The sequence below is a fragment of the Pseudomonas sp. GW821-FHT01E10 genome (assembly GCF_059422365.1).
This window is the reverse complement of record NZ_JBWKWT010000023.1, coordinates 51,521-70,282: the sequence shown is the minus strand read 5'-3', so window position 1 is coordinate 70,282 and position 18,762 is coordinate 51,521. Positions and strand designations below refer to the sequence as shown.

The window sequence follows — 18,762 nt, the reverse complement described above, 5'->3', positions numbered from 1 at the left end:
AGATCGCTTCGCGGGCAAGCCCGCGATAGCTATCTATCAAACACCGCTGAACTACAAACTCGCACTCACTTTGCTCGCCACCTCACCCGGCACCCAGCCCTTCCACACTTGCGGCTGATCGCGCAAAAACGCTTCGGCGACCTGACGCGGTTGCTGGCGTTTTTCGCTCATCTGCCCCAGGGTCTGGTTGAGCAGATCGATCGGCAATTCGACCTTTTCGAAGAACGCCACCAGGTCCGGGTACTGCGCCTTGAACGGTGCCGACACGCCGATGGCCAGGCTGGCCGGCATCGAACGCGTGCCCTTGGGGTTCGGATTGTTGGCATCGGCCAGGGTTTTCCAGGCTTGCGCGTCGAACGGTGGCTCTTCGAGTTTCACCAATTTGAAGCGGCCCAACAGTGGCGTCGGCGACCAGTAGTAGAACAGCACCGGTTTGCCCCGGCGGATCGATGAAGCGACCTCGGCATCCAGCGCAGCGCCGGAACCGGTGCGGAAGTTCACGTAGCTGGCGGTCAGGTCATAGGCCTTGAGTTTCTGGCTGTTGACGATCTCCGACGTCCAGCCGGTCGGGCTGTTGAGGAAGCGTCCGCGGCTTGGGTCTTCGGGGTCGCGGAATACGTCCTTGTAGCGGGCCAGGTCGGCGACGGATTTCAGCTCCGGCGCCAAGGGTTTAATGCCGCGTTCCGGGTCGCCCTTGATCACGTATTCCGGCACCCACCAGCCTTCGGTGGCGCCTTTGACGGTATCGCCCAAACCAAACACTTTGCCCTCCGATGCCGCCTTGACCCAGGCCGGACTGCGCCCGGCCCACTCTTCGCCGATCACCTGGATGTCGTTCTTGGCCAACGCGGCTTCGAGGCTGACGGTGCTGCCGGGCAAGGTGTCGGTTGGGTAGCCATAACCTTTCTCGACGATCAGCCGCAGGATCTCGGTGATCAGGCTGCCGCTTTCCCAGGTGATGTCGCCGAAATGGATGGGTGTGGCTTTTTCTGCGGCGGGAACATGGCCAGCCACAAGGCTCAGGGCCAGCAGCGAACTGCCGAGCAGGGTTTTGATCGATCTCATGCGGACCTCCGGGTCTGGGGTGTTCGGTTCAAGGACGTTCGGTTCAGGGGTTCGTTGGCGCTGTGCAGCGTGCACAGAGCCTGGGAACGGGTCATGTAGACGCTGACCGAACGCTGGGAAATGCCCAGTTCGGCGGCAATTTGTGGGTAGGTCAGGCCGTCGACTCGCGACAGCAGAAACGTTGCCCTGACCTGGCCCGGCAGGCGGTCGAGGGTTCGATCCAGGTGCTTCAGGGTCTGGGAGAACTGCGCCAGGTCTTCAGGCGATGGCCCGCCAATCGGATCAGTCGGCAGTAACTGCTCGAGGTGTTGGCGTTCCAGATCCCGATGGCGCCACAGCTGATAAATCAATCGCTGGGCGATGGTAGTGAGTAAGGCGCGGGGTTCGCGAATCGGCGTCAGGCCTGGCGACTCGAGCAATTGCACGAAGGTTTCGGCGGCAATGTCTTCGACACTGGGACTGGCTCCCAGATATCGGCGCAGACGTGCGCACAGCCAGGTGTAGTGGGCGCGGAACAATCCGCCCACGTCGTTGCGATGGGAAACGTCGGCGCCGGACATAGGGGCTCCTTGGGTTAGGGGTCGCTGAATGTCCGGTGATCCGGTGGCGCGATCCTAGCAAGGAGCCTTATTCATTAAAAATACTTAAAATGAATTTTTATATTCCATAAATGAATTTACATGAATGAGCCTCATCGCAACCGTCCATACCCCAGTGCTTCGGCTTCCCGCTGATAATCGAGAATAATCTGATAGTCGCTCTCGCTGGCAGGCAACACTTCTCGCAGACCCAACGTCTCGGCGACCTCGGGCAGCTCCTTCAATGTCTGGTTCATCACCTGTCGAAGCTGTTCAGCCTGCACATCAGTGGTGTCAGCCGCCGCGATGTACGGCAACGTCGGACTGAACGCGGTGCGCGCCAATATTCTCAAGCCAGCGACTTCTGCCTGGGCGTGCTGCGCCAGATAGGCGAAGGTCACGCTGTCGATGGCGGCCAGGTCCGCCAGGTCGTCACGCAGCCAGCGCAGGCTTTCGCGGTGGCTGCCGCTGATGGCGACACGGGCAAAAAACTGCCCGTCGCGGTGCAACGGCGCCAGTCGGTGACGCAACAGGTTCATGCCACTGTTGGAGTCTTCGCCGTTGATCACGCCGCGACTGCCGCGCAAGGCCGACAACGTTCTTCGAGGATCATCGGCGCGAGTCAGCAACAGGCTGCAATGGTTGCCGCCGCTGCTGTCCGGCAGTTCATAACGAGGACGACCAATGACCCGGACGCGACCGCGCAAGGCTGTCATCAACGGGTAACCACAGGTTTGGGTCAGCAGCAGGTGCGGGGATAGCCAAAGGTCCATCAGCGACAGTTCTTCGGCATCAAGGCGGGTGCTGCCGAGCTGTTCGAGTATCTGCGACAGCCAACGCTCGTTGGCTTGGTGGATCGGCTCGGGAGCGACGTACATCAGTAATTCAGCAAGGTGTTGTGTCATCGAATATTTCTTCACCAGTGAAAATCAATGAAACGGATGCCGCGGACTGTCAATCGCCCTCACCCCGTGCCAACGCACCCACTGGCCATAACCCCGCACCAGAAACCCGCCACTGCGCGCCAGCCATTGATCGCGATGCGCGCGGTACACCCGTGGCAAGTCGTACCAGGGCAACCCCGGCAAGTCATGGTGCACCAGGTGCAGATTGAGATTCAGGAACAGCCAGCGCCACGGCCACCCTGCTTCATTGATGACGGTGCGTTGCTCCGGTTGCGCATGCGGACGGTGTTCATAGTAGGAGCGAATCATTGCAATCGACAGCGCCGGCACGCTGATCAGCGACAGGTAATACCAAACCGGAAGCACGCTGTAGCGCGCGATGAACGCCAGCATCAGCAGCGTCAGCGCACCATGGCTCAGCCACATCAACCAGGCTTGGCGCTCACCCGTTTTCAGCCGTTGCAGCTCCTCCCGCACCAGCGCCAGCAAGGCCAGTGGCGCACCGAGGGCCAAGCGCCCCAGCACGGTTTTGTTCAGCCAGTGCAGGCCCTGTTCGAACAGCGAACTGCGCTGCCACTGTTCAGCGCTCAGGTAACGGCTTTCCGGGTCGCTACCTGGGATGGTCAGGTCTTCGTCGCGGTGATGCAGCAAATGGCTGTCGCGGTACAAGGTGTAGGGATACCAGACCGCAAACGGCGCATAACCGAGGACTTTATTCAGCATTGGCCAACGGGTGGGATGACCGTGCAGCAATTCGTGCTGCACCGACAACCACAACACCAGCAGTGGAATCAGCAACAACGTGCTCCACCAGAGCCCCAACCGGGCACTGCCCAGCACAATACTGAACCAGCCGACGTAAACGCCGATCAGCAACAGCCAGGTCGGCCACTCGGTGCGAGCGGTGAAACGTTGGCGCAGGGTTTCGATTTCTTCACGATGGGCAGCGTCAAAGTAATGGGGCATGGCTTTGCTCAGAACGGGAACCAATCCCCCTCTGTGCAACGGCGCCGGGATTTCTTGCAGATTGTTTGGTTATTTCGATAGACGCAAAAAACAGGAGCCCGAGGACTCGGGCTCCATGGACGCGGGATCAGTGGCCGAACACATTCACCTTCTTGGCTTTCTTGTCCGCGCGCTTTTCAATTGCGGTTTTCGCCGGCTTTTTCTTCGCGGCTTTCTTTGATTCCATACCTTTGGACATGATGCGTACTCCACTAACAGGGGATGTGAGATCAGGTATACACCTATCCCGGCGCGCGTGTTCTTTTATAATCTGTGCCCTGCCCACCGACTGTCCGAGCCCATGCCCAACACCCAGTACACCTTGCTCGACGAGCCATTTTGGCCGTTGATGAACAAGTTTTACCGTGCCCACCAATCGTCGATGAAAGCGGTGCGAGACGCTCAATTGTGGGTCGCAAGACGTGAAGAGATCATCGCGGCGCTGTGTTTGCGGCCGGTGGCCGGCGGGCATTGGCTGACCGGGCTGTTTGTCGACCCGAGCTGTCGCGAACAAGGAATCGCCGCGACGTTGATCGCCCACGCCGTCAAGCACCTTGAAGAACCGGTCTGGCTGTTCTGCCATCCGGATTTGCGTGGCTTTTATGAGCGTCGTGGTTTTACCTTCGACCCGCCCCTGCCCTACGCCCTGGCCGAACGGTTGAGCCGTTATGCGCGCAGCAAACCGATGATTGCCATGGGTTTGCAACCAGGTTCGGCATGAACAGCGATCCTTTAGCGATTCAATCGTCCGCCGCAGGATCAAGGTCCGGGAACATCACTTCGGTAAACCCGAACTTGCTGAAGTCGGTGATGCGCGAGGGGTATAACCGGCCGATCAGGTGATCGCATTCATGCTGCACCACCCGTGCATGAAATCCCGAGGCAATGCGCACGATCGGCTCGCCCTTGGGATCAAAGCCTTCATAGCGAATCTGCTGATAGCGATCCACCGCCCCACGCAGGCCCGGCACCGACAGGCAGCCTTCGAAACCCTCTTCGAGGGTCGGGCTCAAGGGCGTGATCAGCGGATTGATCAGAATCGTCTGCGGCACCGCTTCGGCGTCCGGATAGCGCTCGCTGTGCTCGAAACCGAAGATCACCAGTTGCAGGTCGACACCGATCTGCGGCGCGGCCAGGCCGACCCCGCCGACGCTTTCCATGGTCTGGAACATGTCATCGATCAGTTGCCACAATTCGGGGCTGTCGAACATTTCCGCCGGCACCGGCGGAGCGATGCGCAGCAGGCGTTCATCGCCCATTTTCAGAATTTCACGGATCATTTTATGACTTCGTCAGTGGTCGGCTGGATTGAGTGATCTCGCCCCAGTCCTGAGACATGCTGTTTGGGTTCTTCGTGCACCTTTTCACCGGGTTTCTTACCTTCGGATGACATGTGCTCGATCACCGCGTTCATTTCCGCACCGAGCAACAGCACCGCGGCGGAAATATAGAAGTACAGCAACAACACGATGATCGCGCCGATACTGCCATACATGGCGTTGTAGTTGGCGAAGGTTTTGACGTACAGACCGAAGCCCAGCGAAGCGACGATCCAGACCACCACGGACAACACCGCACCCGGGGTGATGAAGCGAAACTCTTGTTTGACGTCGGGCATGACGTAGTAAATCAGCGCCACTGCCATCATCAATAGAATCACGATCACCGGCCAGCGCGCGATGGTCCAGACGGTCACAATGAAATCTTCAAGGCCCACTTGCGAAGCGATCCAGGCCATCACCTGCGGCCCGAGCACCATCAGCGCAGCGGCGGCCAGCAGCATGCCGGCAATGCCGATGGTGTAGAAAATCGACAGCGGAAAACGCTTCCACACCGGACGGCCTTCAACCACGTCGTACGCGGCGTTCATCGCACTCATCATCAGCCGCACACCAGCGGACGCGGTCCACAGGGCGATCACAATACCCACCGAGAGCAAACCACCCTTGGATTGCTGGAGCTGGTCGATCACCGGGTTCACCTGCTCCAGCGCCTGGGGCGGCAGCACCAGTTCCGATTGCAGGCGCAGCCAGGAGAAGAAGTCCGGCAAGTGCAGGAAGCCGATCAGGGCAATCAGGAACAGGATGAAAGGGAACAGCGAGAACAGCATCTGATAGGCGAGCGCCGAGGCATAGGTCGACATCTCGTCGGCGACGAACTCGGTGACCGTGCGCATCATCACGCGATGCAGGGGCAGACCTTTCATGGTCGGGAAAAACATTAGCGTCTCGCCGCAAAAAAGTTGAAGTCATGGCGACTCAGGGGCCGTTTTCTACAACAAAGTAGCCTACTTGGCGACTTTGAAACAATTTCCTTGCTCAAGTTCAAGCTGACACAAAAACGGCCATCCGCGGATGGCCGTTTGTGTTACTCGTCAAAGGCCGGATCACGCCTTGTCGATACCTTTTTTAAGAGCATCCTTGACCTTACCGATGGCTTGCTGGGCTTCGCCTTTCTGTTCCTGCCTGACGCCTTCGGCGCGCATTTTGTCATTACCGGTGGCCTTGCCGACGCCTTGCTTGACGTTGCCGACCGCTTCGTTTGCCATGCCTTTAACTTTATCGCCAGTGCTGCTCATGGTATGTCTCCTGAGAACATTTCAACGGGGAAAGTCGTTACATAAGGGTGGACCGAAAGCCTTTGCGCGGAGTTTCATTTATTTCCCAACAGAACATTTCATCGCCCCAGGCAGGTTAGGCTTTATGTTTGCAGGCTTTGCCCCGAGAATGCGCAACGTATTCAGGCCATGGCGCTGAAGATCCAATCCCGTAGGAACGTTATGAAACTCGATAAAAAGCAGGCCATTGCCCGCAGAAACCAGGAACTTGGCGGTGCAGTGCTTGGCGTCAACAACTGCCATTTCACCGAATTGAACCGTAACCGCAACATTTTCTGGTTCGATATCCCGGTCGCGCGGCTGGCCATTGGTCAGTACGAATGGATTCACTTGCTGATGCACACCCCGGATACCGACGAACTGCTGCACCTGAAAGTGCCGACGGTGTTCCTGCGCGAGAAGCTCGAAGGCCTGGTGGTGCGCAACCAGGGTAAACGCAAGGCTGCATTGAGCCTGGAACTGAGCGCCGACAAGGACTCGTACCTGCAGGACATGCGTCCGGCGGGCACCAACGTCAATTTCGCGCAGTTCCGCCAGTAATCCTCTCAAGCCATCAAAGAGTCCCCTGTGGCGAGGGAGCTTGCTCCCGCTGGGGTGCGTAGCGCCCCTAAATCAGGTACCTCGATTCACCTGATCAGGCCGCTGGCTGCTTTTGCGACTGCTGCGCAGCCGAGCGGGAGCAAGCTCCCTCGCCACAAAAGCGCTTTTGATACCGCTTTAAACAAAAAGCCCCGCATCTGCGGGGCTTTTGTTTGATCAGGCGCTGACTTTCTTCACGCCCAGCTTTTTCAGCTCTTCGTCGCGCAACTCGCGGCGCAGGATCTTGCCGACGTTGGTGGTTGGCAGCGCGTCGCGGAACTCCACGGCTTTGGGCACCTTGTAGCCGGTGACGTTGGCGCGCATGTGCTCCATCACCTGTTCCTTGGTCAGGGTCACGCCCGGTTTGGCAACGATGAAGATCTTGATCGCCTCCCCCGACTTCTCGTCCGGCACGCCGATGGCCGCGCATTGCAGCACGCCCGGCAGGGTCGCCAGCACGTCTTCCAGTTCGTTGGGGTACACGTTGAAACCGGAGACCAGGATCATGTCTTTCTTGCGATCGACAATGCGCATGTAGCCATCGGGTTGAATCAGTGCGATATCACCGGTCTTCAACCAGCCTTCGCTGTCGAGTATTTCATCGGTGGCTTCCTGACGCTGCCAGTAGCCCTTCATGACTTGCGGACCTTTCACACACAGTTCACCGATGCCGCCCAACGGCTGCTCAACGCCGGCATCGTCGATGACTTTGCACCGGGTCGACGGCACCGGAATACCGATGGTGCCGATCTGGATGTTCTGGCTCGGGTTCACCGTAGCCACCGGGCTGGTTTCGGTCATGCCGTAACCTTCGCAGATCGGGCAGCCGGTGACCGCTTTCCAACGTTCAGCCGCGGCCAGTTGCAAGGCCATGCCGCCGGACAAGGTGATTTTCAGGTTCGAGAAATCCAGCTTGCGGAACGCTTCGTTGTTGCACAACGCGACGAACAACGTGTTCAAGCCGACGAAACCGCTGAACTTCCACTTCGACAGTTCCTTGACCATTGCCGGCAAGTCGCGCGGGTTGCTGATCAGAATGTTGTGGTTGCCGATCAGCATCATCGCCATGCAATGAAAGGTGAAGGCATAGATGTGGTACAGCGGCAGCGGCGTGATCAGGATCTCGCAACCTTCGTTGAGGTTGGAGCCCATCAGCGCCTTGCACTGCAGCATGTTGGCCACCAGGTTGCGGTGGGTCAGCATCGCGCCCTTGGCCACGCCGGTGGTGCCGCCGGTGTATTGCAGCACCGCCACGTCGCTGCTGGCCGGGTTGGCTTCAACCACTGGCTGGCCATGGCCTTTGCTCAACACTTCGTTGAATTTGATGGCCTTGGGCAAGTGATACGCCGGGACCATCTTCTTCACGTACTTGATCACGCTGTTGATCAGCAGACGCTTGAGCGGCGGCAGCAGGTCGGCCACTTCAGTGACGATCACGTGCTTGACGCCGGTTTTCGGCACGACGGTCTGTGCCAGATGCGCCATGTTGGCCAGGCAGACCAGGGCTTTGGCACCGGAGTCGTTGAATTGGTGTTCCATTTCCCGCGCGGTGTACAGCGGGTTGGTGTTGACCACGATCAGCCCGGCGCGGATGGCACCAAAGACGGCGACCGGGTACTGCAACACGTTGGGCAATTGCACGGCGATTCGATCGCCCGGCTGCAAATCGGTATGCTGTTGCAGGTAAGCGGCAAAGGCACCGGACAATTCGTACAGCTCACCGTAGGTGATTGTCTTGCCCAGGTTGCTGAATGCCGGTTTGTCAGCGAAGCGTTGGCAGGATTGCTTCAACACTGCCTGAATATTCGGGTACTCGTCTGGATTGATCTCGGCAGCAATTCCAGCTGGGTACTTATCCTTCCAAAAGTCTTCGATCATGGAAGCCCACTCCTCAGCAACGCGAATTCAACACCGCATTTGATGCGATTATTATTGGTGTTTGTCTATTGGTGAATCTGGCTTTACATAGGCCGAGAAGTCACAAAGCGCGCCGAGAGTAGCAGCTTTGCCAAGGGCCGACTAGAGCCTAAACAGGCCCCTACAGTCACTTTGGTGACTCGAGAATGGCAAGCAGTCATTTTAGAGCAAAAATCCTATACCGCCCTGAAAGCCTATGAATTCGCGGCTTATAGCCTTAAAAGCTTCGCGGGCAAGCCTCGCTCCTACGGTTTTTTGTCGATCACCCGATAGGGCGACACAAATCCACTGTAGGAGCGAGGCTTGCCCGCGAATGCGCGTAGCGCAGCTTCAAACGTTATGCGATATCCCGCAACTCCCGCCGCAAAATCTTGCCCACCGGCGTCATCGGCAACGACTCACGCAACACGATGTGCTTGGGCACTTTGTACGCCGTGAAGTTTTCCTTGCAGTAAGCCTTCAGCTCTTCAAGGCTGACCCCCGACTCACGGGCCACCACAAACAGTTTCACCGCCTCCCCCGAACGCTCGTCCGGCACGCCGATCACCGCACAGTTGGCGACTTTCGGGTGGGCCATCACCACGTCTTCGATCTCGTTCGGGTACACGTTGAAGCCCGAGACGATGATCATGTCTTTCTTACGATCGACAATACGCACGAAACCATCCGGGTCGATCACCCCGATGTCGCCCGACTTGAACCAGCCGTCGGCATCCAGCACTTCGGCGGTGGCTTCGGGTTTCTGCCAGTAGCCCTTCATGATCTGCGGGCCCTTGATGCACAGTTCGCCACGTTCGCCCAGTGGCTGCTCGACGCCTTCGTCGTTGATCACTTTCAGGGTCGTGCCCGGCACCGGCAGGCCGACCGTGCCGATGCGCGATTTGTCGCCGTAAGGGTTGGTGCAGGCCACCGGCGAGGTTTCGGTCAGGCCGTAACCTTCGGTGATCCGGCAACCGGTGAGCTGTTCCCAGCGCTCGGCGGTGGCCTTGACCAGCGCCGTGCCGCCGGAGTTGGTGAGTTTGAGACTGGAGCAATCCAGGGTCTTGAAGTCGGGATGGTCCATCAGCGCGACGAACAGCGTGTTGAGCCCAAGCAGCGCCGAGAACCGCCAGTTCTTCAGCTCCTTGATGAAGCCCTTGATGTCCCGTGGATTGGTGATCAGTACGTTGTGGTTGCCGGTCACCATCATGCACATGCAGTTCGCCGTGAAGGCATAGATGTGGTACAGCGGCAGCGGCGCAATCATCACTTCCTGGCCTTCGCGCAGCAGCGGCTGACCGTCGGCACCCAACTGACTGAGGCATGCCCGCGCCTGCTGCATGTTCGCCACCAGGTTGCCGTGGGTCAGCATCGCACCCTTGGCCAGCCCGGTGGTGCCGCCGGTGTATTGCAACACGGCGATGTCGTCGAGACCGACGTTCAGCGGTTTGATGCCCAGGCCCCGGCCCAGACGTAGCGCGCTCTTGAAGGAGATGGCCCGGGGCAGTGAATAATCCGGGACCATTTTCTTGACCTTGGCGACCACGGTATTGATCAGCCAGCCCTTGGCGGTGGGCATCAGGTCGCCCATCTTCGCTTCGATCAGGTATTGGATGTCAGTGTCGGGCAACACTTCCTGGACCTTCTGTCCAAACACGTTCAGGTACACCAGCGCCCGGGCACCGGAGTCCTTGAACTGATGACGCATCTCCCGCGCGGTGTACAGCGGGTTGGTGTTGACCACGATCAGCCCGGCACGCAGGGCGCCAAACACGGCAATCGGGTAATGCAGGACGTTGGGCATCTGCACCGCGATGCGATCCCCCGGCACCAGATCGGTGTGGGCTTGCAGGTAACCGGCGAACGCAGCGCTGTAACGTTCCAGTTCAGCGTAGGTCAGGGTCACGCCCATGTTGCTGAATGCCGGGCGGTCAGCAAATTTCTTGCAGGAACGCTCGAACACCTCGATCACCGACTTATAGGCCCCAAGGTCGATATCCAGGGGCACGCCGGCCGGGCGTTTGTCATTCCAGAAATCAGGTTGCATTGTTCTTGTCCTCATTACCTGAATCTATCCGGGGCCGCTTTTTCTATCACTTCTGAAAAGCGGTGCTTCCCGGACACTAGCAGCTATGGTGAATCAGGCAAATATGCGCACAGTCCTCATTGATCCCGTGAATCTTGCTGCCCCGGCGCTGCCTGATCAGACGGCGCGCGCGGGATGCGCTATACAATGCAACGACGCCCATGCCGCATGCAGTCCCATGCAAAGGAATCGCCATGATCCATGACACTTTCTGGCTGACCGCGAGCGACCGCAGCCGCCTCTTCGTCAACCAGTGGCTGCCGACTGCACCGCTCAAAGCCGTGATCCTGCTGGCCCATGGCATGGCGGAACACAGCGGTCGCTACGCTCGCCTGGCAGAAAAGCTCTGCGAACAGGGCTACGGTGTTTACGCACCGGACCTGCGTGGACATGGCAAAACCGCTGAAAACGGCACCCTGGGCCACTTCGCCGACAGCGATGGCTGGGGCAAAGTGGTCGGTGACCTCGCCTGCCTCAACCAACATATCGGCCAACAGCATCCCGGCGTGCCAATCGTGCTGTTGGGCCACAGCATGGGCAGCTACATCGCCCAGGCTTACTTGCTGCACCACAGCGCCAGCCTGCACGGGGCGATTCTCAGCGGCTCGAACTTCCAGCCCGTGGCGCTCTATCGCGCAGCGCGGCAGATTGCTCGTCTCGAACGCCTGCGCCAGGGCCCCAAGGGTCGCAGTGCATTGATCGAATGGCTGTCGTTCGGCTCGTTCAACAAGAAGTTCAAGCCAGCTCGCACCTCGTTTGACTGGCTGAGCCGTGACCCGGCCGAGGTCGACAAGTACGCCAACGACCCGCTCTGCGGCTTTCGCTGCACCAATCAGCTATGGATCGATTTGCTCGGCGGCTTGCAGCAAATCAGCAAAGCGTCCAATCTCGCCCAGATCGATCCGGGCCTGCCGCTGCTGGTGATTGGTGGCGAATGTGATCCGGTGAGCGAAGGCAAACGTCTGAAAGATCTGGCCCACGCCCTGCGCGACGCTGGCTGCCAGAGCCTGCACTTGAATATTTACCCGCAGGCCCGGCACGAACTGTTCAATGAGAGCAATCGCGATGAAGTGACTGCCGACGTGCTGAACTGGATCGCCCAGGCCTTGAGCAACCGCCGGCCACCCAGAGCCGAATAGTTTTTTTGTGGATTCATTTAATTCGTCACAGGAATCGAGACAGATGACCCAGGTTACCAACACCCCTTACGAAGCCCTCGAAGTCGGCCAGACCGCCAGCTACAGCAAAACCGTCGAAGAACGTGACATTCAGTTGTTCGCCGCGATGTCCGGCGACCACAACCCGGTGCACCTGGACGCCGAATTCGCCGCCGCCTCCATGTTCAAGGAACGCATCGCCCACGGCATGTTCAGCGGCGCGTTGATCAGCGCGGCGGTGGCTTGCGAGCTGCCTGGGCCGGGGACTATTTATATCGGTCAGACAATGAGCTTTCAGAAGCCGGTGAAGATTGGCGACACGCTGACTGTGCGCCTGGAAATTCTCGAGAAAATGCCGAAGTTTCGTGTGCGGATCGCCACCCGAGTGTTCAATCAGCGTGATGAACTGGTAGTGGATGGCGAGGCGGAGATTCTGGCGCCGCGTAAACAGCAGACCGTGACATTGCCGACGTTGCCGGCGATCAGCATCGGCTGATTCATCACTCATCCGTGGCCTGGATGGGCTTCTGTGGCGAGGGAGCTTGCTCCCGTTCGGCTGCGCAGCAGTCGTAAAAGCTGCTCCGCGCCGGAACAGGTGAATCGAGGTGCCCGATTGGGGGCGCTGCGCACCCCAGCGGGAGCAAGCTCCCTCGCCACAAAAGGCCCCCCTCGCCACGGTGAATGCAGCGTTTCGTTCTCCTACAATCTCGAACACAAAAAAACGCCAGACTGGCTGGCGTTTTTGATGGGTAACGAACGCTTACGAGCGTGCGCGAGCCTGGTTACGCAGGGCTTTGACCTGATCGTGGTTGCGTTGCACGCCGTGGTACTGGCGTTCAACGGTGTCACGAATACTCACCAGGTTGTCCTCGTTGATTTTATCCAGCGCTTTCTTGTAAGCCTTCTTCGCGTGGTCTTCACCACGCTCCGCTTCGTTCAGCACTGCCTCTTCATCCTTGCCGGTGAACATCGACTTCACATCCACCCAGCGACGATGCAGATTACCGCTGACGCTGGTGGAGGTTTCCGGATCACCACCCAGGGAACGCACAGTGGCCTGCAGTTCGGCAGCGGCAGAGGCGCAGTCGGCGGAGCGCTGAATGAACAGGTTTTTGAGTTCGGGATTCTTGATGTCTTCAGCGCAAGTCTTGAACCCTTCCTGACCGTCTTTACAGGTTTCAATCAGGTCGTTGAGTACAGAGATCGCTTCTTTATTAATGTCGGTCATTTTTCAATTCCTTGCGGTTGATGAAAGATGCAATCAATCGTTGCACCCTGCATGCCAGCTTCAAATTGAAATTTTTTACTTATATTTCAATGAGTTAATCTTTAGTCGAAATCTGTATCCGCTTTTTTTGCATGATCTGTCAATTGGCCTGCATGCAGAATGCCTGTATTTTCCAGACTGTTCTAAATCAAGACGACTGATGATGAATCCCGAAAAGCTCGAACTGCTGATTACCCGCGAGATGCCCTTCGGCAAATACAAGGGCCGTATCATTGCCGACCTGCCCGGCCAGTACCTGAACTGGTTCGCTCGCGAAGGTTTCCCTCACGGGGAACTGGGCGGGTTGCTCGCCTTGATGCAGGAAATCGACCACAACGGCCTGTCGGAACTGCTCGAACCGCTGCGCGCCAAGCACGGCAAACCTGCCCCTCGTCACTGAACCGCCCTATCGCACCGAGTCGCCCATGCCCGATAACACCCGCCGTGCCCGTGATGAAGCCTTTTGGCAGACCTTTGCCGACCGCTATGCTGTCGAACCCGGCCCCCTGAACCTGGAGAACGGTTACTTCGGGCGCATGTCACGCACCGTGGTCGAGGAGTATCAGCGCAACATCGAGCTCATCAACCGCGGCAACTCGGTGCATGTGCGCCAGCGCTTCGAACAGGGCGAAAGCGTCAAGATTCGCGCGCAGCTGGCCGAGCTGATCGGTGCCCCGGCCGAAGCCGTCGCCTTCACCCGCAACGCCTCGGACGGCTTGCAGTCGCTGATCCGCAACTACAATCGCCTGGAACCGGGCGATCAGGTCCTGCTGTGCGATCTGGAGTACGACACGGTCAAGAGCGCAATGCGTTGGCTGGCCCGCTATCGAGGCGTGGAAGTGATCGAGATCGAGCACCGTCGCCCCGCCAGTTTCGACAGCTTGCTGGCCACGTACCGCGAAGCTTTCACACGTTATCCGCGACTGAAGTTGATGGCCCTGACCCACGTCACCCATCGCACCGGTCTGGTAATGCCGGTGCAGGCGATCGCCGCTGCCGCCAGGGAGCATGGCATCGATGTAATCCTCGACGGCGCCCATGCTCTGGGCCAGATCGAGTTCAACCTCGATGAACTGGGCATTGCCTTCGCCGGCTACAACCTGCACAAATGGATCGGTGCGCCGCTGACTCTCGGCTTCATTTACATCGCGCCCGAGCGCCTGGCCGACATCGACCCGGACATGGGCGAGATGCATTTCCCTGACACCGACATTCGCGCCCGCACGCCATACAGCACCCCGAACATCCCGGCCCTGCTGACCCTGCCGCTGGTGTTCGAAGAGCATCAGGCCATGGGCGGTTCCGTCGCCAAGGGCGCTCGGCTCAATTACCTGCGCAACCGCTGGGTCGATGCCGTTCGGGAGTTACCGGGGATCGAAGTCCTGACCCCGGATGACCCGCGCCTGTATTGCGGCATCACCTCGATGCGCTTTACCCGGCATGCCGACCAACAGGCGATGGTCGAGCGCCTGCTCAACGACTACAACCTGTTTACCGTGGCGCGCAGCGGCGCGGCGTGTGGCCCGTGCATCCGCATCACACCGGGGCTCACGACCATGGCAGCGGACATGGATGTACTGGCCCGGGCGTTGAACGAATTGCGCTGACGTCACACAGTGTATTTATCAAAGTCCTCGGGCTTGATTTGCGATGACGCCGCAAACGTGTCGACACCGATGGTCATGTGCCCGAAAAAGCCGTCCTCATTCGAGTCTCGACCGATGGTGTGAATATTCAGGGTCGAGGCCTCGCCGCCCATGCGCTGATAAAACATATCCTGCGCATTGGTCAGCGGTGAGACGGCTCGACCGCTGTACTCACGGGCATTGAGCACCGACCTTGATGCGACCTCGGGAAAGTAAAGCTGGCCGACCCAGGCGACGTGCCGCTCTTCCAGATAGTTATTACCGGCTGTGATGCGTACCGCGACGTGAATATGCAAAGCGCGGCCGGCATAGAACCCCGGATAAATAGTGGTAAACCGCACGATGCCCATTTTGTCGGTGAATTGCCCACCACGCAGGTAGGTGTCGTCGTCGGTGCGCGGGATCGACCCGATATCATCCACATCGACTTCCTTGTCCGGGTTGACCTTGCTCCAGCCCGAATACGCCCCGCGCGCATTGCAATGCCAGATATCGACCAATGCCCCGGTAACCGGTTGACCGGTCATGGCATCGACGATCGTGAGCCGCAGCACCAAGGGAATGCCGTCCATGCCTTCGCTGACGTTTCGCCTGATCAGTTTTGGATTTCGAAAATACGGACCGGCGATCTGCTCGGGTGACAGTTGATAAACCGGTAGTGGGGGTGCAGCCGAGGTGTTGTCGTCCATGACGTTCTCTCTTCCATAAGATGAACGCAGATTAACGCTGGACGTGCGGCGAGATGCGGTAACTATGTATCGCGTGATGTCGATCCTAAAAAGAGCATTTCGACAGTCATGGGGATTTTCACCAGGCAAAAAAAAACGGTGCACCGACCAAGCGCACCGTAAAGCCGTAGAACACACAACGAAGTGTTTGGTAAATCCGGTATATCCGGTAAATCAGATCAGTCCAGCAGCGCCAACGCCTCGGCGGTGCACTCCTGGATGCGGGCCCAGTCGCCGTTCTTGATCCACTCGGGGTCAAGCATCCAGCTACCGCCCACGCACATCACGTTCTTCAACGCCATGTAGCTCTTGATGTTGGCCGGGCTGACGCCGCCGGTCGGGCAGAATTTAACTTCGCCGAACGGGCCGCCCAGGGCCTTGATGGCCGCGACGCCGCCGCTGACTTCCGCCGGGAACAGCTTGAAGCGGCGATAGCCCAGGCAATAGCCTTCCATGATGCCGGAGGCGTTGCTGATGCCCGGCAACAGCGGAATCGGGCTGGCGACACTGGCTTCGAGCAGGTCACGGGTGATGCCCGGCGTCACGATGAATTGCGAACCGGCGGCTTCGGCAGCGGCCAGCATGCTGCGATCAAGCACCGTACCGGCACCGGTCACCAGTTCCGGACGCTTTTCGCGCAGGATCTGGATGGCCTTGAGGCCGAACTGCGAACGCAGGGTCACTTCCAGCGCCGTGAGGCCACCGGCGGCCAGGGCGTCGGCCAACGGCAGCACGTCCTGTTCGCGAGCGATGGTGATCACCGGCAGGATCCGCGCCTTGGCGCAGAGGCTGTCGATCAGGGCAACTTTGTCCGCCATGGAAACGGTCGGGGATGTGTTTGTCATAGCGGCTGATCCTTGGTTCATGGGCACCAGTAAATCTCTAACGTAGGTTGCAGAAACGCCCGAATCGGCATGGCGGCGACATCGTCACCGGCCAGTGCGGCGCTCAGGGTGGTCAACTTGGACTGACCGGAAATCGATAGAACGATGTGCCTGGCCGAAGCCAGCAGCGCGCGACTCATGGTCAGGCGCTGACGCGGCACGGTCGGCGCCAGCATCGGCCAGCAACGACGAGTGCCGTCGACTTTCAAGGCGTCGGCCAGGTTCGGGCTGTTGGGGAACAGTGATGCGGTGTGACCGTCGTCGCCCATGCCCAGCACCAGCACATCGATCGCCGGCAATTCGGCGAGCAAGCGATCAGCCTGCTCGGCGGCCTGCTCCAGGTTGGCGGTGGCACTGTAGAGGCTCAGGAACTGGGCCTTGGCCGCCGGACCTTGCAACAGGTAGCGCTTGAGCAGACCGGCATTACTGTCGGCATGCTCCACCGGCACCCAGCGCTCGTCAGCCAGGCTGACCACCACCTTCGACCAGTCCAGCGCCTGCTTGGCCAGGTGCTGGAAAAATGCCACCGGGCTGCGCCCACCGGACACCACCAGCGTCGCTGTGCCTTGTGCGGCAATCGCGTCGCTCAGTTGTTTGGCCACTGCCAATGCCAGGCCTTCGGCCAGCAGCATCGGTTTTTTGAACTCATGGGCGCTGACGCCCTGAGGCAGTTTCAATTCAGATATCGCCATACCACGACCTCCCGTCCCGCGTGATCAGTGCAATGGAACTCATCGGCCCCCAGGACCCGGCCGCGTACGGCTTGGGCGCATCACCGGACTTTTTCCACCCGGCAATCAACTGGTCACACCACTTCCACGCGGCTTCGATTTCATCTTTACGGACAAACAGGTTCTGATTGCCACGCATCACTTCCAGCAACAACCGCTCGTAGGCATCGGGAATCCGTGCGCTGCGCCAGGTGTCGGAAAAATTCAGCTGCAACGGACCGCTGCGCAACTGCATGCCCTTGTCCAGGCCTTGTTCCTTGGTCATCACGCGCAAGGAAATGCCTTCGTCCGGTTGCAGGCGGATGATCAGTTTGTTGCTGATCTGCAAGCGCTGCTCGGGGGCGAAGATGTAGTGCGACGGTTCCTTGAAGTGGATGACGATCTGCGACAGCTTCTGCGGCATGCGCTTGCCGGTGCGCAGGTAAAACGGTACGCCGGCCCAACGCCAGTTGCGAATGTCGGCACGCAGGGCAACGAAGGTTTCGGTGTCGCTCTGGGTGTTGGAGTTAGGCTCCTCCAGATACCCCGGCACCGACTTGCCTTCGCTGTGACCGGCGATGTACTGGCCGCGCACCACTTGAGTGGTCAGGCCTTCCGGGCTGATCGGCGCCAGTGCCTTGAGCACTTTGACTTTCTCGTCGCGGATGCTGTCGGCGGACAAGTCGGCCGGCGGGTCCATGGCGATCAGGCACAGCAACTGCAACAGGTGATTCTGGATCATGTCCCGCAGCTGGCCGGCCTTGTCGAAGTAACCCCAACGGCCTTCGATCCCGACCTGCTCGGCCACGGTGATTTCCACGTGGGAAATGTAATTCTGGTTCCACTGGGTTTCGAACAGGCTGTTGGCGAAACGCAGGGCGATCAGGTTTTGTACGGTCTCTTTGCCCAGGTAGTGGTCGATACGGTAGGTGCGGTTCTCCGGGAAGAACTGCGCCACGGCGTCGTTGACCTTGCGCGAGGATTCCAGGTCAGAACCGATGGGTTTTTCCAGCACCACGCGGGTGTTTTCGGTCAGGCCGACCTTCGACAGGTTCTCGCAAATAGCACCGTAAACCGCCGCCGGCGTGGCGAAGTAGGCAATCACCCGCTGGGCACTGCCGGCCTGCTCGGCCAGGGCGACGTAATCGTCAGCCTTGAGGAAGTCGACATGCAGGTAACTCAACCGGGCCAGGAAGCGCTCGAGCACGGCTTCATCCAGCTCTTTGGCGCCCACGTAGCGACGCAACTCGGTGGCGATGAACGCCAGATGCTGCTGCTCGCTGCCAGGTTCACGGGCCAGTGCGATAATGCGCGTATCCTCATGAAGCAGGCCGGCACCATCGAGTTGATAAAGGGCAGGAAACAGCTTGCGCAGGGCTAGATCGCCGAGAGCGCCGAACAAGGCAAAGGTGCACGGTTCAACCGTAATCGAAGGCATGATGTTTGTTCTTTTATCAAGTTAAGCTACAAATACCTTTTTTCAAGGCATCACTCAAGGGAAAATGTAGTAATAACCACAACATTTTCGCAAAATGTAGATTCCGAGTGGTGGTCGGTCGGAGCCATCAGTAGGATAGGCCACCGTTATGGGCCGTATCAAAGGCCCAATTTGCATAGCCGAGCGCTTGTTTGCGCAGGT

At 58.9% G+C, this 18,762-nt stretch carries 20 protein-coding genes; 6 read left to right on the top strand and 14 right to left on the bottom strand.

From position 1 onward, the window contains the following. Nucleotides 1–51: 51 nt before the first annotated feature. The 4 genes from AC07V0_RS26460 to AC07V0_RS26445 all read right to left on the bottom strand — a co-directional run bounded on the left by AC07V0_RS26460 (nt 52) and on the right by AC07V0_RS26445 (nt 3,514). Nucleotides 52–1,065 carry an ABC transporter substrate-binding protein gene (locus AC07V0_RS26460; RefSeq protein ID WP_310397051.1) on the bottom strand — a complete coding sequence of 338 codons (1,014 nt, stop codon included), beginning with the start codon at nt 1,063–1,065 and terminating at the stop codon, nt 52–54. Then, nucleotides 1,062–1,625 (bottom strand): sigma-70 family RNA polymerase sigma factor, encoded by a 564-nt coding sequence (locus tag AC07V0_RS26455; protein WP_018926446.1) that lies wholly within the window; start codon nt 1,623–1,625, stop codon nt 1,062–1,064. The genes AC07V0_RS26460 and AC07V0_RS26455 overlap by 4 nt, the downstream gene beginning before the upstream one ends. A 131-nt stretch (nt 1,626–1,756) precedes the next feature. Next, complete coding sequence (locus tag AC07V0_RS26450; RefSeq protein ID WP_192351721.1) at nt 1,757–2,548, bottom strand: phosphate/phosphite/phosphonate ABC transporter substrate-binding protein; 792 nt, start codon at nt 2,546–2,548, stop codon at nt 1,757–1,759. Between the two features lie 24 nt (nt 2,549–2,572). Further along, the gene (locus AC07V0_RS26445; RefSeq protein WP_310397042.1) at nt 2,573–3,514 is read right to left on the bottom strand and encodes a fatty acid desaturase; all 942 of its coding nucleotides are present in this window, start codon (nt 3,512–3,514) and stop codon (nt 2,573–2,575) included. A 340-nt stretch (nt 3,515–3,854) separates the two neighbouring features. Between AC07V0_RS26445 and AC07V0_RS26440 the strand changes: the two genes are divergently transcribed. Next, entirely contained in the window at nt 3,855–4,274 is a 420-nt protein-coding gene (locus AC07V0_RS26440) for a GNAT family N-acetyltransferase (RefSeq protein ID WP_192351717.1), read from the top strand. 19 nt (nt 4,275–4,293) lie between these two features. On the opposite strand, the gene def is transcribed toward AC07V0_RS26440, so the two are convergent. From def to AC07V0_RS26425, 3 genes are all read right to left on the bottom strand, one after another. Beyond that, on the bottom strand, nt 4,294–4,833 hold the full coding sequence (gene def, locus AC07V0_RS26435; RefSeq protein WP_018926451.1) for a peptide deformylase: 540 nt from the start codon (nt 4,831–4,833) through the stop codon (nt 4,294–4,296). Continuing rightward, complete coding sequence (locus AC07V0_RS26430; RefSeq protein ID WP_018926452.1) at nt 4,830–5,774, bottom strand: YihY/virulence factor BrkB family protein; 945 nt, start codon at nt 5,772–5,774, stop codon at nt 4,830–4,832. The genes def and AC07V0_RS26430 overlap by 4 nt, the downstream gene beginning before the upstream one ends. Before the next feature lie 165 nt (nt 5,775–5,939). Beyond that, a complete protein-coding gene (locus tag AC07V0_RS26425; RefSeq protein WP_018926453.1) occupies nt 5,940–6,131 on the bottom strand; it encodes a CsbD family protein in 192 nt (63 codons plus the stop codon). Between the two features lie 201 nt (nt 6,132–6,332). Between AC07V0_RS26425 and AC07V0_RS26420 the strand changes: the two genes are divergently transcribed. Next, entirely contained in the window at nt 6,333–6,710 is a 378-nt protein-coding gene (locus tag AC07V0_RS26420) for a hypothetical protein (protein ID WP_018926454.1), read from the top strand. A gap of 216 nt (nt 6,711–6,926) precedes the next feature. Here AC07V0_RS26420 and fadD1 read toward each other — a convergent pair whose 3' ends face one another. Continuing rightward, entirely contained in the window at nt 6,927–8,627 is a 1,701-nt protein-coding gene (gene fadD1 / locus AC07V0_RS26415; protein WP_192351715.1) for a long-chain-fatty-acid--CoA ligase FadD1, read from the bottom strand. Nucleotides 8,628–9,003: 376 nt separating this feature from the next. Then, nucleotides 9,004–10,692: a long-chain-fatty-acid--CoA ligase FadD2 gene (gene fadD2, locus AC07V0_RS26410; protein ID WP_064616391.1), complete on the bottom strand. Its 1,689-nt coding sequence runs from the start codon at nt 10,690–10,692 to the stop codon at nt 9,004–9,006. A 233-nt stretch (nt 10,693–10,925) separates the two neighbouring features. Between fadD2 and AC07V0_RS26405 the strand changes: the two genes are divergently transcribed. Further along, nucleotides 10,926–11,870, top strand: coding sequence for an alpha/beta hydrolase (locus tag AC07V0_RS26405; RefSeq protein ID WP_018926457.1), 945 nt, complete (start codon nt 10,926–10,928; stop codon nt 11,868–11,870). Between the two features lie 43 nt (nt 11,871–11,913). Next, nucleotides 11,914–12,384: a MaoC family dehydratase gene (locus tag AC07V0_RS26400; protein WP_018926458.1), complete on the top strand. Its 471-nt coding sequence runs from the start codon at nt 11,914–11,916 to the stop codon at nt 12,382–12,384. A gap of 264 nt (nt 12,385–12,648) precedes the next feature. Here the strand turns inward: AC07V0_RS26400 and AC07V0_RS26395 are convergent, their stop codons facing one another. Continuing rightward, nucleotides 12,649–13,116: a ferritin-like domain-containing protein gene (locus AC07V0_RS26395; RefSeq protein WP_192351713.1), complete on the bottom strand. Its 468-nt coding sequence runs from the start codon at nt 13,114–13,116 to the stop codon at nt 12,649–12,651. Between the two features lie 202 nt (nt 13,117–13,318). Here AC07V0_RS26395 and AC07V0_RS26390 point away from each other — a divergent pair, with 202 nt between their 5' ends. Further along, nucleotides 13,319–13,555, top strand: a complete 237-nt coding sequence (locus AC07V0_RS26390) for a DUF3820 family protein (protein WP_007949456.1) — start codon at nt 13,319–13,321, stop codon at nt 13,553–13,555. 25 nt (nt 13,556–13,580) lie between these two features. Then, a complete protein-coding gene (locus tag AC07V0_RS26385) occupies nt 13,581–14,762 on the top strand; it encodes an aminotransferase class V-fold PLP-dependent enzyme (RefSeq protein WP_086944511.1) in 1,182 nt (393 codons plus the stop codon). A 2-nt stretch (nt 14,763–14,764) separates the two neighbouring features. On the opposite strand, the gene AC07V0_RS26380 is transcribed toward AC07V0_RS26385, so the two are convergent. From AC07V0_RS26380 to zwf, 4 genes are all read right to left on the bottom strand, one after another. Beyond that, nucleotides 14,765–15,490, bottom strand: coding sequence for an intradiol ring-cleavage dioxygenase (locus AC07V0_RS26380; protein ID WP_064616387.1), 726 nt, complete (start codon nt 15,488–15,490; stop codon nt 14,765–14,767). Between the two features lie 218 nt (nt 15,491–15,708). Beyond that, nucleotides 15,709–16,374 (bottom strand): bifunctional 4-hydroxy-2-oxoglutarate aldolase/2-dehydro-3-deoxy-phosphogluconate aldolase, encoded by a 666-nt coding sequence (locus AC07V0_RS26375; protein ID WP_018926462.1) that lies wholly within the window; start codon nt 16,372–16,374, stop codon nt 15,709–15,711. Between the two features lie 17 nt (nt 16,375–16,391). Next, nucleotides 16,392–17,105, bottom strand: coding sequence for a 6-phosphogluconolactonase (gene pgl, locus AC07V0_RS26370; RefSeq protein ID WP_111454767.1), 714 nt, complete (start codon nt 17,103–17,105; stop codon nt 16,392–16,394). After that, on the bottom strand, nt 17,092–18,561 hold the full coding sequence (zwf, locus tag AC07V0_RS26365; RefSeq protein ID WP_018926464.1) for a glucose-6-phosphate dehydrogenase: 1,470 nt from the start codon (nt 18,559–18,561) through the stop codon (nt 17,092–17,094). Before zwf ends, pgl begins: the two co-directional genes overlap by 14 nt. Nucleotides 18,562–18,762 lie beyond the last annotated feature (201 nt).